14 protein-coding genes are annotated in these 14817 nt (G+C 61.3%); 10 read left to right on the forward strand and 4 right to left on the reverse strand.

Features of this window, described 5'->3' with window-relative positions; all coding sequences use genetic code 11:
- Positions 1–129: 129 nt before the first annotated feature.
- The 7 genes from JKL48_RS04755 (at position 130) to lgt (ending at position 6921) form a co-directional block, all read left to right on the forward strand.
- Positions 130–366, forward strand: coding sequence for an acyl carrier protein (locus JKL48_RS04755; protein ID WP_019948606.1), 237 nt, complete (start codon positions 130–132; stop codon positions 364–366).
- 165 nt (positions 367–531) lie between these two features.
- Positions 532–1782, forward strand: a complete 1251-nt coding sequence (fabF, locus tag JKL48_RS04760; protein WP_201979245.1) for a beta-ketoacyl-ACP synthase II — start codon at positions 532–534, stop codon at positions 1780–1782.
- Between the two features lie 178 nt (positions 1783–1960).
- Entirely contained in the window at positions 1961–2686 is a 726-nt protein-coding gene (gene rnc / locus JKL48_RS04765; protein ID WP_201979247.1) for a ribonuclease III, read from the forward strand.
- 163 nt (positions 2687–2849) lie between these two features.
- Positions 2850–4736, forward strand: coding sequence for an NAD(+) synthase (nadE, locus tag JKL48_RS04770; protein ID WP_201979250.1), 1887 nt, complete (start codon positions 2850–2852; stop codon positions 4734–4736).
- A 209-nt stretch (positions 4737–4945) separates the two neighbouring features.
- A complete protein-coding gene (locus tag JKL48_RS04775; protein ID WP_317191895.1) occupies positions 4946–5560 on the forward strand; it encodes an RNA polymerase sigma factor in 615 nt (204 codons plus the stop codon).
- Positions 5553–5828, forward strand: a complete 276-nt coding sequence (locus tag JKL48_RS04780; protein WP_201979252.1) for a hypothetical protein — start codon at positions 5553–5555, stop codon at positions 5826–5828. The genes JKL48_RS04775 and JKL48_RS04780 overlap by 8 nt, the downstream gene beginning before the upstream one ends.
- 82 nt (positions 5829–5910) lie before the next feature.
- Positions 5911–6921, forward strand: coding sequence for a prolipoprotein diacylglyceryl transferase (gene lgt / locus JKL48_RS04785; protein WP_201979253.1), 1011 nt, complete (start codon positions 5911–5913; stop codon positions 6919–6921).
- Positions 6922–7029: 108 nt separating this feature from the next.
- Here the strand turns inward: lgt and JKL48_RS04790 are convergent, their stop codons facing one another.
- The 3 genes from JKL48_RS04790 to JKL48_RS04800 are packed head-to-tail and all read right to left on the reverse strand — an operon-like array spanning position 7030 to position 8969.
- Complete coding sequence (locus JKL48_RS04790; protein ID WP_201979254.1) at positions 7030–7932, reverse strand: hypothetical protein; 903 nt, start codon at positions 7930–7932, stop codon at positions 7030–7032.
- A gap of 45 nt (positions 7933–7977) precedes the next feature.
- A complete protein-coding gene (gene yidD / locus JKL48_RS04795; RefSeq protein ID WP_201979255.1) occupies positions 7978–8202 on the reverse strand; it encodes a membrane protein insertion efficiency factor YidD in 225 nt (74 codons plus the stop codon).
- Positions 8203–8234: 32 nt separating this feature from the next.
- Positions 8235–8969: a M48 family metallopeptidase gene (locus tag JKL48_RS04800; protein ID WP_201979256.1), complete on the reverse strand. Its 735-nt coding sequence runs from the start codon at positions 8967–8969 to the stop codon at positions 8235–8237.
- Positions 8970–9076: 107 nt separating this feature from the next.
- Between JKL48_RS04800 and JKL48_RS04805 the strand changes: the two genes are divergently transcribed.
- The 3 genes from JKL48_RS04805 to JKL48_RS04815 all read left to right on the forward strand — a co-directional run bounded on the left by JKL48_RS04805 (position 9077) and on the right by JKL48_RS04815 (position 12644).
- On the forward strand, positions 9077–10030 hold the full coding sequence (locus JKL48_RS04805; protein ID WP_201979258.1) for a PorV/PorQ family protein: 954 nt from the start codon (positions 9077–9079) through the stop codon (positions 10028–10030).
- A complete protein-coding gene (locus tag JKL48_RS04810; RefSeq protein ID WP_201979260.1) occupies positions 10027–10431 on the forward strand; it encodes a four helix bundle protein in 405 nt (134 codons plus the stop codon). The genes JKL48_RS04805 and JKL48_RS04810 overlap by 4 nt, the downstream gene beginning before the upstream one ends.
- Before the next feature lie 62 nt (positions 10432–10493).
- On the forward strand, positions 10494–12644 hold the full coding sequence (locus tag JKL48_RS04815; RefSeq protein ID WP_236668621.1) for a helix-hairpin-helix domain-containing protein: 2151 nt from the start codon (positions 10494–10496) through the stop codon (positions 12642–12644).
- Between the two features lie 154 nt (positions 12645–12798).
- Here JKL48_RS04815 and JKL48_RS04820 read toward each other — a convergent pair whose 3' ends face one another.
- Positions 12799–14775, reverse strand: coding sequence for a DUF3857 domain-containing protein (locus JKL48_RS04820; RefSeq protein WP_201979263.1), 1977 nt, complete (start codon positions 14773–14775; stop codon positions 12799–12801).
- Positions 14776–14817 lie beyond the last annotated feature (42 nt).

Raw genomic sequence — 14817 nt, forward strand, 5'->3', positions numbered from 1 at the left:
AGGGCAAAGCTACGGCCCGCAATGGGGCACCGCCATAATCTTGTACCCCTAAATGAAAAGCACGGCCGTGGGTTAGATGAAAATTCTCTCGTTACTTTGCGCCGTAGTTTTCCCTAAACCCCCACGGAAATGTCTGAAATCGCAGAAAAAGTAAAGGCCATTATTATTGATAAACTGGGCGTTGAAGCCTCCGAGGTTACCCCCGAGGCAAGCTTCACCAACGACCTGGGTGCTGACTCGCTGGATACCGTTGAACTCATTATGGAGTTCGAGAAGGAGTTCAACGTGAGCATCCCCGACGACCAGGCCGAGAACATCGGTACCGTGGGCCAGGCCATCAGCTACCTCGAAGAGCACGCTAAGTAATTTTTTTCACCCCGCGCCAAACGAGCCATTTGAGTAGACTCTTTTACCCAGGTTCTTCGTTTCGCCCGGAATGAATTCCTTCGTTCTGCGCAAACCGGCCGGCCCGCCGCCGGCCGGTTTTGCTGTTTACTCCCGTTCCATCTTTTGCGCCTCTGGCGCTTGCTTATGTCGTCCATCCGACGGGTTGTCGTTACCGGCCTTGGGGCCATTACTCCGCTGGGCAACACTGCCCCAGCTTATTGGGAAGGCTTGCGCACGGGCACAAGTGGCGCTGCTACCATCACCCGCTTCGACCCCACCAAGTTCAAAACCCGCTTTGCCTGTGAGGTGAAAGGCTACGAGCCCGACAACTTCTTCGACCGCAAGGAGCACCGCAAAATGGACCTGTTCACGCAGTTCGCCGTGGTGGCAGCCGATGAGGCCATTGCCGATTCGGGCCTGCTCGACAGCGGTGTGGACAAGGACCGCGTAGGCGTGATTTGGGGCTCCGGCATCGGCGGCCTGAAGTCGTTGCAGGAAGAATGCTTCCAGTTTGAGCGGGGCGACGGCACGCCGCGCTACTCGCCCTTCTTCATTCCGCGCATGATTGCCGACTCCTCTTCGGGCAACATCTCCATCAAAAATGGCTTCCGCGGGCCAAATTTCGTGACCACGTCGGCCTGCGCCTCGTCGAACGACGCCATTATTGCGGCCTTCAACAACATCCGCCTCGGCCTGGCCGACGCCGTGGTGACCGGCGGCTCCGAAGCAGCCATCACTGAATCGGGCGTGGGCGGCTTCAACGCCCTCAAGGCCATGAGTGAGCGCAACGACGACCCGGCCTCGGCGTCGCGGCCCTATGACAAGGACCGCGACGGCTTTGTGCTGGGCGAAGGCGCTGGCGCGCTGGTGCTCGAAGAATACGAGCACGCCAAGGCGCGTGGTGCTAAGATGTACGCCGAGCTAATTGGCGGCGGTATGTCGTCGGATGCCTACCACATCACCGCGCCCGACCCCAGCGGCAGCGGCGTGGTGCTGGTGATGAAAAACGCGCTGCGTGATGCCGGCATCGCGCCGGAGGAAGTGGATTACATCAACACCCACGGCACCAGCACGCCGCTCGGCGACGGGGCTGAAATCAAGGCAATCGAGCAGGTGTTTGGCGCGCACGCCGAGAAGCTGAACATTTCCTCGACCAAGAGCATGACCGGCCACCTGCTGGGCGGGGCCGGCGGTATTGAGGCCGTGGCCTGCCTGCTGGCTATGCAAAACGGCCTGGTGCCGCCCACCATCAACCTGCACACACCCGACCCGGAAATCAACCAGGCGCTGAATTTTACGCCGAACGTGGCCCAGGCCCGCGATGTGCGCGTGGCCGTGAGCAACACGTTTGGCTTTGGCGGGCACAATACTTCGGTGGTATTCCGGAAGCTGTAGTTTCAGCATACCACACATCGCCAGAACGTCATGCTGAGCGCAGTCGAAGCATCTCTACCGCACCGGTAATCCGTACGATTGGATTACTATTGCACGCGAGATGCTTCGACTGCGCTCAGCATGACGTTCTTTGTTTACAATAGCGCCGTCCTCTACCAACTTTAACTCTTCCTTTCCCTTGCTCGGTTTCGTTTCCCGTTTTTTTGCTTCTGATAAGTCGTTTCGGCAGGCCGTGGCGACGGTGACGGGCCAGACGCCGAAAAATGCCAAGCTGTACCGGCTGGCGTTTACCCATTCGTCGGCGGTACGGCAGCAGCCGGGCGTGGGCCGGCACCAAACCAACGAGCGCCTGGAGTTTCTCGGCGATGCCGTGCTGGGCACGGTGGTGGCTGAGTACCTGTTTAAGAAATACCCCTACGAGCAGGAAGGCTTTCTGACGGAGGTGCGCTCGCGCATCGTGAACCGCGAAAGCCTGAACGGCATTGCCCTCAAGCTGGGACTTGATAAGTTGGTGCAATTGGATGCCGCGCAGGGCCGCGCCGCCCGCTCGCGCTCCGTAAATGGTAATGCGCTGGAGGCGCTGGTGGGGGCGGTGTACCTGGATTTAGGCTATGCGGCGGCCCGGAAATTTGTGCTCAGCCGCCTTGTAAAGGGGTTTGTGGATGTACATACCCTCACCACCACCACGGCCAACTTCAAGAGCAAGCTGGTGGAATGGGCCCAGCGACAAGGCAAAGCCCTGCGCTACGACATCACCGGCGAAGCCCGGCCGGGCGGCATGATGGAATTCACGGCCACGGTGCTGCTGGATGAGGAAGTCGTTGCCACCGGCATGGGCCTAAGCAAAAAGCAGGCGGAGCAGCTGGCGGCGGAACGGGCGCTGACGGAGCTGGGGGTAGCTTAACGCTTCGCTTAATGAAGAATTAGGAATGGGGAATGAAGAATGGTTTGAGTCAGGTTGAAGAAAATGGGCTTGATGAAAACACGGCTTTGAATTGGGTCGTTGTTAAGCCGGAGAGCCTCCACTCTTCATTCCTCATTCCTAATTCTTCATTAAGCGAAGCGTCATGCGTATTGCCGGAGCCGCCCTCAACCAGATTCCCATTGACTGGGAGAACAACCTGCGCAACATCAAAACGGCCATTGAGCAGGCCAAAGCGGCCGGGGTGGAGCTGCTGTGCCTGCCCGAGCTGTGCCTGACGGGCTACGGCTGCGAAGACCTGTTTTTGAGCGACTGGATGCCCGAGGCGGCGCTGGCGCACTTGCAGCAGGTACGCGAATGGACGCAGGGAATTTGCGTGGTGGTGGGGCTGCCGGTGCGCCTCAACCACCGCACCTACAACACGGCGGCGGTGCTGCGCGATGGGCAGATTCTGGGCTTTGCGGCCAAGCAGTTTCTGGCCAATGATGGGGTGCATTACGAAACGCGCTTCTTCGCGCCGTGGGTGGCGGGCGAGACGACGACCGTGACGTGGGAAGGGGAAACCTGGCCGCTGGGCGACCTGATTTTTGAGCACCAGGGCGTGCGCTTCGGTTTCGAGATTTGTGAGGATGCCTGGCGGGCCGATAACGTGCGGCCCGCCTGCCGGCTCATGGGCAAGGTGGATTTGATTGTGAACCCCTCGGCCAGCCACTTTGCCATGAGCAAAACCGACGTGCGCTACCAGCTGGTACTGAAGGCCTCGCGCACGTTCGACTGCACGTATCTGTATGCCAACCTGCTGGGCAATGAAGCGGGGCGCATCATTTTCGATGGGGAAATTCTGATGGCGCGCAACGGCCACTTGCTGAAGCGTAACCAGCTGCTGAGTTTCAAGGAAGTTGATTTGGAATGGACGGACGTGGACTTTGCCACCAAGCCCGAGCCCGCGGCGGCAATAGTGCCTTTGCCCACGCCGGATGAATATAAGGAGCTGAACCAGGCCATGAGCCTGGGCTTGTTTGACTACCTGCGCAAGGCGCGCAGCCGCGGCTTCGTGCTGAGTTTGAGCGGCGGGGCCGACTCGTGCTTCTGTGCCGTGGGCGTGGCTGAGATGGTGCGGCTGGGCGTGGAGGAACTGGGGTTGGAGGAATTCAAACGCCGCAGCGGCTGCTTTCCGGTCTCGCCATCGGCGGGCAAGGAAGAATTAGCCGAATCAGCTAACCAGACAATTCCTCGTTCCCAAAAAGAATTGGTGCAGCAGCTGCTGACTTGTGCTTACCAGGGCACCGTCAATTCTTCGGACGATACCTTTAATTCGGCCAAAGAACTGGCCGATAGCATCGGGGCGCGGTTTTATAACTGGGGCATTGATGAAGAAGTGACCGGCTATGTGGGCAAAATTCAGAATGCATTGGGCCGGGAGCTGACCTGGAAAACCGATGACCTTGCGCTGCAAAACATCCAAGCGCGGGTGCGGGCCCCCGGCATCTGGCTGCTGGCCAACGTGCAGAACTGCCTGCTCATCACTACCTCCAACCGCTCCGAAGCCAGCGTGGGCTACTGCACCATGGACGGCGACACGGCCGGCAGCATTTCTCCCATTGCGGGCGTCGACAAGGACTTCGTGAAAAAGTGGCTGCGTTGGGCCGAAACCGAGCTGGGCTACCTCGCCCTGCGCCATGTGAACGCCCTGCAACCCACCGCCGAGCTGCGCCCCCTCGAAGACAAGCAGACCGATGAGCGCGACCTCATGCCCTACACCCTGCTCAACCGCATCGAGCGGCTGGCCTTCTACGACCGCCTCAGCCCGAAGCAGGTGCTGGCCGCACTGGGCGGGGAAGAAACCGGGTTTGATACCGAGCAGCTGAAAACGTTCGTGCGGCGTTTTTATACCCTCTGGAGCCGCAACCAATGGAAGCGGGAGCGGTATGCCCCGAGCTTCCATTTGGATGATTACAACGTGGACCCGCGCTCCTGGCTGCGGTTTCCCATCCTCAGCGGCGGCTTCTCGGAGGAACTGGCGGGGCTGTAGCTGGCAAAATAGGGTTGGGCAAGGCTTTTTGTGATAATTAGTTATTGCCAATCAGTATTTTACAAAATATATTGAGTTGCCGCCGCAAGTTTTGGCTGCTGATGGTACCTGACTGGCCATATCCCTGGTAATTGCCGCGACGAGCCGGCGCGGGGGATGCTTATCATACCTTCAGGCCTGTTCCTTTGGCTAATTCATTCCCGCTGCTTGTGGCTCAGGGCCTCCTCACTGATACTCGACTGAGCCCGCTGCCGGCCGCTGATGCTGCTTTGGTGGCGCAGTTGCAGCAGGGCAGCGAAGTTGCGTTTCGCACGTTGGTGGCGCGCTATCAGGACCGGATTTATCAGACCGCGTTTTCGCTCCTGCGGTCGGCGGAAGAAGCCGAGGACGTGGCCCAGGAAGTATTTGTAGAGGTTTACCAAACCATTGGCCGATTTCGGGGCGAGGCGGCCCTGAGCACCTGGCTCTACCGGCTGGCCACGTCGCGGGCCCTAAAAAACCGGCAACGGGCTCGGGCCAAAAAGCGCTTCGCCTTTTTCACCAGCTTGCTGGGTTTTAACAATGAAACCCTGCACGAGCCGCCCGACCATGGCCACCCTCAGGCACTGCTTGAAGGCCAGCAGCAGCTGCAATTGCTACTGGCCCACATCGCCCGCTTGCCCGACCAGCAACAGGTAGCTTTTACGCTGCGCCACGAGCAGGAATTGAGCTACGAGGAAATTGCGGCCGTGCTCGAAACCACCGTGTCGGCAGTGGAATCGTTGTTGTTTCGGGCCCGCCAAACCTTGCGCAAACACGTTAACCCTCTCCTTCGCCATGTCTGATTCTGCAGCTCACTCCAACTCTGATGAAGCCTGGGATGACTTGATGGGCCAGTTGGCTGCCCAGCCAAAGTACCAGCCCCAGCCCTTTTTTTATACTCGGGTGCAAGCCCGGCTAGCCGCCCAGTCGGCCACTCCTCCCATATTAGGTTGGCTGCGCCGGCCCGCCTACGCGGTGCTGCTGGGCGCTTTGGTGCTCATGCTAAGCGGCGACGGCTCGGCGCTGCGCCCGGCTGTAGGAGTTGTGCATGACAACGCCAGCCCCCGGTAGCTGGCCGCCTTCATTGTTGCGCCGATAAAGGCGCAAGCCCAAGGGGGAGTACCTTTGAAACCATATTTCACTTACGCTACGCATGTCGCCTTTTCTCGCCGCCATTTATTGGAACGTTAACCCCATCATTGCCCACATTGGCTGGGTTACCCTGCGCTGGTACGGGCTGTTTTTCATGCTGCCTTTCGTGGTGGGCACGTTCATTCTCACGCACATCTACCGCTCGGAGCGGGTATCGCCGCAGTGGGTTGATGTGATTACGATTTACATGCTGGTGGGCACCATTGTGGGGGCGCGGCTGGGCCATATGTTGTTTTATGACTTTGACGCCCTGATGGCTGACCCCATGGTGGTGTTTAAAATCTGGCAGGGCGGATTGGCCAGCCACGGCGCGACCATCGGCATCTTGCTGGCATGCTGGCTGTTTGCCCGCAACAATAAGTTCGACTACTTGTGGGTGCTCGACCGCATTGTAATTGTGGTGGCCTTGGGTGGGGCCTGCATCCGCACGGGCAATTTGATGAACTCCGAAATTGTGGGCAAGCCGACGAATGCGCCGTGGGCCTTCGTGTTCCCGCGGGATGCCGAACACCTGCAAAGCTTTGCGCCCAACCAGCCGGTACCGGCCGGCTCGTACGCCGTGCAGCGGGTGGCCAATCCGCAGGCCGACAAAGAGCCCGATGTAGTGGGCCAACCGATAAACGGGCCGGTTACTCCTGATACAAAAGTGGCCGTGCCGCGCCACCCAACCCAGATTTACGAGGCGCTTTTCTGCATCTTCCTGCTCATCCTGCTTTATTCGATGTGGAACCGCACCAAGGAGCGCACACCCCGCGGGCAGCTGTTTGGGTTGTTTGTGGTGCTGCTGTTCATCCAGCGTTTTCTGGGCGAATACCTGAAGGAAAACCAGGTTGATTTCGAGAATGGCCGCCTGCTCAACCAGGGCCAGCTGCTAAGTATTCCGCTGATTTTCATCGGTATCTGGGTGCTGTGGCGGGCCGGCAAAGACCCCGAAAATCCCTACGGCTACGCCCCGCGCGACCTGGGCAAGGAGGGCGACCCGCAGCCGAAAGTGGAAACGACTGCTCGGTAACGCTTTCGCGCGAAGTTTCGCGAAGTTGAAAAGGGAAGTCCCGCAAAGTTTGACGTTCTGCCAGACTTTGCGGGACTTCCCTTTTCAACTTCGCGAAACCCTGCGCGCCTATGGCAAAGTGTACTCAAAAAGCCCGCCCTGCTCGGTGCTGATGAGCAAGGTATTGTCATCTTTAAATACGGCACCTTCCGTCTGGCCGGCGCCGGTGAGAGGAATTTCGCGCGGCGTGGCTTTCAGAATTTCCGCCCAGGAATTTCCGTCGAGAATGAACAGCTCGCCCCGGCCCAGCAGCACCAGCCGGTGGCCGTCGGCGCGGATGGCGGCGTCGGTTACTTCGCCCGGAATGGGCAGCGAGGTTATTTTTTTGGCGGTGTAGGTGCCGGGCTGGTCGGGCACGGTGTAAACGTTGCTGGTGCTGGACTGGCCCCGGTCTTTGGTGAAAAGCCACACCTGGCCGTCGTGCCAAAGGCTGGCTTCGCAGTCGAAATTGCGTTGCTTTTTCTTGGGCGGAAACTCGCGTTGGTCGGGGTAGGAGAAGGAGATGGTGCCGACTTGCTTGGGCGAATCGGGCCGGAACTTGTAGAGCTTGAGGTCGCGGCGCGAGCTTTCGTTGTTGCCACAGTCGCCGATGTAATAGTTGCCCTGGCCGTCGCGGCTCAGGCTTTCCCAGTCGGTGTTGGTGGCCGGTACCTCAATGGTCCGAATGAGCTTGCCCACGCCGCTGATTTCGTAGAGCGTGGCCGAGTTGCCGTCGTCGCCGAAGCTATAGTAGCTCTGGCCCGAGGCTGCGGAAGCCAGGCCCGAGCTTTCGGGCACCACGCCTTTAAGGGAGCCTACTTTGCGCAGGCCGGGAATTTCGGCGGCGGCGCTTTTGTCTTTGCGCCGGTCGCCGCCTTTCACTTTCGCCGCTTCGCTGCCGGGCGCTTGGGTGGTATTGTCAGACTGGGCTTGGGAGCAGGCCGAGGTAAATAAGAGGGCCACTGCGGCCGGCAGGAGGGGAATGAAACGCATTAACAGAAAAGCAGAGTGTGAGGTCGGCTATACGAAGCCAACGGCTCAGGGTACGGGGTCGTAGCCGTGGCCGCCCCAGGGGTGGCAGCTGGCAATGCGCCGCAGGGCCAGCCAGCCGCCGCGCCAGGGCCCGTATTTGCCAATGGCTTGGGCCGCATACACCGAGCAGGTGGGCGCATAGCGGCAACTGGGCGCGGTGAGCGGCGAGATAAAGCGCTGGTAAAACCAGACGAGGCCGAGGAATAAGGCGCGGAATAGCCGGGAAAGCATCGAGTGAAGGTAAAGAAAACGAAAAGGTTCGGCTACTTCGGTAGCGCGTTCAGCTCCGTTTTCCAGTGCTGCCAATCGGGCATGAGGCGCGTTTGCAGGTCGTAGAAGGCCTTGGAATGGTCGCCTACCAGCAGGTGGCAGCACTCGTGCAGCAGCACGTAATCGAGGCATTCGGGACGGGCGCGCACCAGTTCAGGCGAGAGGCGAATACGGGCCGTGCGCGGCGTGCAGCTGCCCCAGCGGCTGCGCATCTGGCGTACAAACAGGGTAGGGCGCCCGAGGTGGAACTCGGCAAAGCGCGGCCACACCCGTTCCAGCGACTCGGCAAAAAGCGAGCGGGCCTGGCGGGCGTACCAGGCCTGAAGCAGCGTTTCGACCTGGGGGGCTGTGAGCGCGACGGGAGCGCCGAGCACCAGCTCATCGGCCTCGATGGCTACGGTGGGGCGGCTGGCGGTGGCAAAGCGCAGGCGGTAGGGGAAGCCCTGGTAATAATGTACGCTGCCGGCGTCGAACAGCCGGGCGGGTGCCGGGGCCGGGCGGTTGGCAAAGGCCTGCTGGTGCTTGAGAATCCAGTCGGCTTTTTTGAGCACCTGCTGGGCCACCCACTCGGGCGAAGTGCCGGCGGGGGCGCTGATGTGCACGCTGCCATCGGGCCGCACGGCGAAGCCGATGGTGCGCCGTGAACGGAACACGAGGGTATAGTGAAGCGACTGGTTTTGGTAAGCGAGGGTTTCGCGGCGCGGCGCGGCGGAGAAGGAGCGGGGCATAAAGGTGGCAAGTTCGGCAGGAGGGCCGCAACGAATAACCACGAAGCCCGGCAAAATAATTTCTTGCTGAAATCAGCCAATTGGGGCCAAAATGCTACCTTCCGGTTATGGAACACTGTTTACCCCGGTATTTTTCTATTCTCAGTCTTTTTTTGGCCTTGTTGGTGCTGCCGGTGGCTTCGGTGTGGGCGCAGGGCAACGGGCCAGGGGTGCGGGGTGCCCGCGCCGCCGGGCTCAGCAATGCCTCCGTGGCCCTGGCCGGGGAGGTATGGAGCATGGGCAACAACGTGGCCGGCATCAGCGAGATACAGCGGCCCAGTGTGGGCTTTTACGCCGAAAACCGCTACTTCAGCTCGGCGCTCAACGTGGGCGCCCTCACCGTGGCCCTGCCCCTGGGCCGCACTGCTGCCCCCAATGCCAGTGGCGTGATGCCCGGTGCCGAAGGCGCGGCTCCGGCTTTCAGTCCCGCCGCTCCCACATATGCCCGCAACGGCGTGGTGGCTTTCGAAGCCCAGCGCTTTGGGGGCGTGCTCTACAACGAAACCCGCGTTGGGGCCGGCTATGGGTACCGCTTTGGGCAAATCAGCCTGGGTGCGCGGGTCGATGTGTTGCAGGTGAGCATCGAAGGGTTGGGGAGCAAGCGCGTAGCGCTGGGCACGCTGGGCGGCCAGATTGAAATAGTGCCCCGGCGGCTCAGCTTCGGGGCTTCGCTCTACAACATTAGCCAGACCAAGCTGGCCAGCTACCAGGACGAGCGGGTGCCCACCGTGCTCAAGGCCGGCCTGGCCTACCGGCCCGGCTCGCAGGTGATTCTGCTGGTTGAAACCGAAAAGGATGTGGAGCGCGACGCCAATTTCAAGGTGGGACTGGAGTACCGGCCAGTACCGATTCTGGCGGTCCGGCTGGGCCTGGCTTCGCTCACGGAGCAGGCCAGCGCGGGCATTGGCGTGGTAGCCGGCGCGTTTCAGATTGACTACGCGGCGGCGTTTCAGCAGGCGCTGGGATTCAGCCAGCACCTGAGCGTGAGCAGGACGCTGCGCTCAATGAAGAATGAGGAATGAAGAATGAGGAATTGGCTAGTGTGGTGGAGGAAGGAAGTGAAAATATTATTGCTTTAAAATCCTTTGGTTTGGCAGTGCGTGTGGTAAAGCTGTGTCGCTTTCTGCGCGAAACCAAGCCGGAATATGTGCTCAGCAAGCAGCTTCTGCGCAGCGGAACTTCCATTGGAGCAAACGTGGAAGAAGCAATTGGCGGCATATCACGGGCTGATTTTTCGGCCAAAGTCAGTGTCGCCTACAAAGAGGCGAGGGAAACCGGCTATTGGCTCAAGCTCCTCTATGCCACCGATTACCTGACCGAAGAGGCGTTTCAGAGCATGCAAAACGATTGCGAGGAGGTTTGTCGAATTCTGAGAGCTATTCTGAATACAACAAGAATCAAAGGCAGCCGCAACGACTTATGATGAAATACTTTACTTCATTCATCACGAAATGGCGCAGAAGGAGCGGAGCGCTGGAAGCGTGCTTGCAACCTGACGGCCAGCGGCTGCTACTGCTCGCCATACTCATTCTTCATTCCTCATTCTTCATTCCTCATTCGCTGAAAGCGCAAGATTATGTGCGGCGCGCGCCCGACCTCGACCGCCTGACGCAGGAGTTATTCGCCGAAATCCAGTCGGATGAGGTGCCGTATGAGGACCTCTACGAAACGCTGCTGCAATACTACCAGACGCCCATCAACCTCAATACCGCCACCCGCGAAGAGCTGCGCTCGCTGCTGCTGCTGAACGAGAACCAGATAACTACCCTGCTGCGCCACCGCGAAGTAAACGGCGACCTGCTGAGCGTGTATGAGCTGCAAAGCATTGAAGGGTACGACCTGCGAACCATCGGCCGCATTCTGCCCTTCGTGAGCGTGCAGAGCAGCAACACAAATTCCAGCCGGGGCAATTTGTGGCAGCGCATTGCCCGTGAGGACAACAATGCCCTGTACCTGCGCTACGAGCGGGTGCTGCAGGAGCGGCAGGGCTACACGCCGCCCACCATCTACCAGGGCCAGCCCACCACGCGCTACCTCGGCTCGGCCGACAAGATGCTGATTCGCTACCGGGTGAGCCACACCAAGGATTTCAGCCTGGGCTTTTCGATGGAAAAGGACGCTGGTGAGCAACTGATTTGGAACCCGCAGAACGGTCAGTTTGGCGCCGACTACGTGTCGGCGCACCTGCTCATTCAGGAGCGAGGCAAGCTGAAGTCGCTGGCCCTGGGCGACTACCAGCTGCAGTTTGGGCAGGGGTTGTTGCTGTCATCGGGCCTGGGCGTGGGTAAGGGCGCCGAAACCATTACCACGCTACGGCGCTCATCGGTGGGCGTGCGGGCGTATTCGTCGCTGTTGGAAAATACGTTTTTTCGGGGCGGCGCGGCCACGTACCAGGTGGCGCCCACGGTGCAGGCCACGGCTTTCGTGTCGCACAAAAACGTGGATGCCAACCTGCAGCAAAGCCTCGATTCGCTGGCGCAGTACGATGAGTTTACGTCGGGCTTGCTTTATACCGGTTTCCACCGCACGGCCTCGGAGCTGGCCAACCGCCACCAGCTGGCCGAAACCATTGGGGGCGGCAACGTGACCTACACCAGCCGCGACGGCAACCTGGCCATCGGCGGCACGGGCGTGTTCACGCACTACGGCACGGCCATTCTCAAGCGGCCCGAGCCCTACAACCACTTCGAGTTCAGCGGCAAGGAAAACCTGGCCCTGAGCATCAATTACAGCTACGTGTACCGCAACTTCCTGCTGTTTGGCGAAACGGCGCGCAGCACCGGCGGCGGCCTGGGCACCGTGAACGGCCTGCTGGCCAGCCTGGGCTCCACCGTGGACGCGGCCCTGCTGGTGCGGCACTACGACCCCAATTTCCACACCCTCTACGGCAACGCCTTCAGCGAAAATACGCGCAACATCAACGAAACCGGCGTGTACATCGGCCTGAAAGTGCGCCCCGTGGCCAAATGGGAAGTTTCGGCTTACTACGACCAGTTCCGCTTCCCGTGGCTGCGCTACCGGGCCGGCGCCCCCACCGACGGCCACGATGCGCTGGTACGCCTGGCCTACTCGCCCACCAAAACCAGCCTGCTCTACGTGCAGCTGCGGCAGCGCCTCAAGCCCCGCGACCTGAGTACTGCCGAAATTACCGACCTCAACCCCGTCCGTGCCCTGCCGCTGCCGGGCGAGCAGCTGCGCCAGAGCATTCTGGTGTACTACAACACCGCCGTGACGCCGCAGCTGGAATTGCGCACCCGCATGCAGGCCCTGCGCCTGCGCGACGACATTGGCCTGCCCTGGCGCAGCGGCTACGTGCTGGCCCAGGACGTGGGCTACCAGCTCAACCGCACGCTCAAGCTCACGGCCCGCTACTCTATTTTCGACGCCGACGACTACGACTCCCGCCAGTATGTGTATGAGCAGGACGTGCTGCTGGCCGTGTCGGTGCCGGCCCTCTACGGCCAGGGCACGCGCCTGTACGGCATCGCCGAAATCCGCCTCAACCGCGCCATGACGCTGTGGCTGCGCTACGCCGAAACCCGCTACCGCCACCAGAACACCGTAGGTACGGGCCTGGAAACCATCCAGGGCCAGCTGCGCGGCGAGGTGAAGGCGCAGCTGCGGGTGAAGTTTTAGGGGAATGGGTAAGCTTGGAATTTGAACGTCCTGCTGAGCGCAGCCGAAGTATCTCTCCCGTGGATGTAATCCAATCAACTGGGTTTACTATTGCCGGTAGAGATGCTTTGGCTGCGCACAGCAGGACGTGCTGCTTACTTTTCAGATTTCCTGCCTAACTCTCGGTCTTTACTAACACCACCTGCGCCTTGTCCGCAGCGCTGATTTTGCGGCGGAAATCCACGTAGCCGGGGTAATCGGCTTTGGGCAACCGGGCCCGCTTAAGTTCCAGGCGGCGAATATATTGGATGGTTCCGTCGGGCAGGGTGGCGTACTGGCTGGCGTAGGTGCCGAAGGCGGTGCTGAGCTGCACGGCGGCAGGTACGTTTTCGGGCCGGAAGCCGGCGGGCAGGTGCAGCCGCACGGTATCGGCGTGCAGGCTGGCGCGGGGCAGCCACAGGTCGGACTGGCGCTCGCCTATCTGGGCGGGCAGCGCGGGCAGGCGACTCAGCAAATTGGGGTTGATAAACACGCGCTTGCCGCTGGGCGGCGCAAAGCCCGGCAGCGCCAGTGCCAGGTTTTCGACCACGCCCGGCAGCGGACCGGCCGGCGCGGCGGCCAGGTTGAATTTGGTGAGGGTGAAAGTGGGCAGCTGGAGGTGGTCGGTGATGTATTTTTTCTGCTCCACCGGGCCCAGCTCGTGCAGCAGCTGGGCGTAGAGGTCCTGCTCCTGGCCGGTGCGCAGGGTGCGGGCCGTGGCCGTGGCGCTGCCCGAAGCGTCCAGAAACACATCGAGGCGGCGCACCTGGCGGTTTTCTGGCAGGCCGTAGCGGGGCGTGGCCACCAGCTTGCCGCCTTCGGGCGTGAGCAACAGCGCGTGGCGGTTGCCGGTGAAGCTGCCCATGTAGCCGAAGGCCTCCGTTTGGCTCGTGCATTCCAGCCAGAGCGTATCGGGGCGGCCGGCCGGGGCCATGGGCACGCACACAACAACGTGGTTGAACTGCGAACCGGGAAAATCGGCCCGGACGTCGGCGTGGTCCGAGCCCGCCCCCACCAGGGCCACGTAGGCCGGCACGCCGGCGGCAGCCAGCAGGGCTTTGGTGTAATTGCTCAGGGCTTTGCAGTCGCCGTAGCCGCTGCTGGCCACGGCGCTGGCCGGGAAGGTTTGCCAGCCGCCCAGGCCCAGCTGCACCGAGATGTAGCGGGTGCTGCCCTGCAGCATTTCGTAGATGCGCCGGGCTTTGGTACGGGCATCGGGGGCATTTTTCACCAACTCGGCTACTTTGGCCAGGGTGGCGGGGGGCAGCACGTCGCGGCCGGCGTTCAGGTCGTAGTTCCACTGCCCGAAGCTTTGCCAGGTGGTGGCGGCGCCCTTGTGGCCCTGCACCTCAAAGGTGCCGGGGGCCAGCACGACGGCGGGCGTGAGGTCGGCCAGTGGCGGGGCGGCTTCCTCTTCTTCCACAGCGGGCAGGCGCTTCAAATGCCACTCGTAAGTTTCCTGGCCGCCGGCGGTGGTGCGGGCCACGGCGCAGCCAGCCGGCAACTGCCGTTCCTGGTAGCGCAGGGGCAGGGCGGCCGGGGTGGTCACGCGCAGCGACGCTGCTTCCACGGCCAGGCCTTCGGCTTCCTGGGGCTGCCAATCGGGGTAAAACAAGGTATTGTCCGACACCAGCTCGTAGTCAAACTCCACGGTGTAGGGCGTTTGGGGCTGGCGCAGGTCGGCGCAGCGCACCCGCACATCGGTCATAAAGTTGCCCGTGTAGCTGTCGATGGCGGCGTCGCGGATTTCGGCCGGGCGCAGCTGGTGCAGGAGGCGGCCATCGGCATCGTACACGGCCCCGCGCAGGTAGCTGAGGCCGTTGAGGGCGTCGTAGCTCACGCAGTGGCGGCCCAGGTCATCGCCGGCGCCATCGAGCACGGTGATGACCCGATGCACGGTATGCACCAGCCGACTGGCCGATTTCACGGTCACCACCTCGTCGTTAGCCCGCAGCACAGCGTGGGCGCCTTCGCGCAGGGCGGTTGGAATATCGGCCACGGCATATTTCAGCACCGGCGCCGCGGTATGCAGGGGGGCAGCGCCGCTCAAGGGCAGCAGGAGCAGCAGGGGCAAGGCCGTGTTCAGGGCCAGGCGGCAGACGAAAAGCGCCATAAACAAGGTAGGTTAGAAAGTGGGCGAAGAGGCGTGGTGCGG

Source organism: Hymenobacter rubidus (genome assembly GCF_016734815.1).
Lineage (GTDB): Bacteria > Bacteroidota > Bacteroidia > Cytophagales > Hymenobacteraceae > Hymenobacter > Hymenobacter rubidus.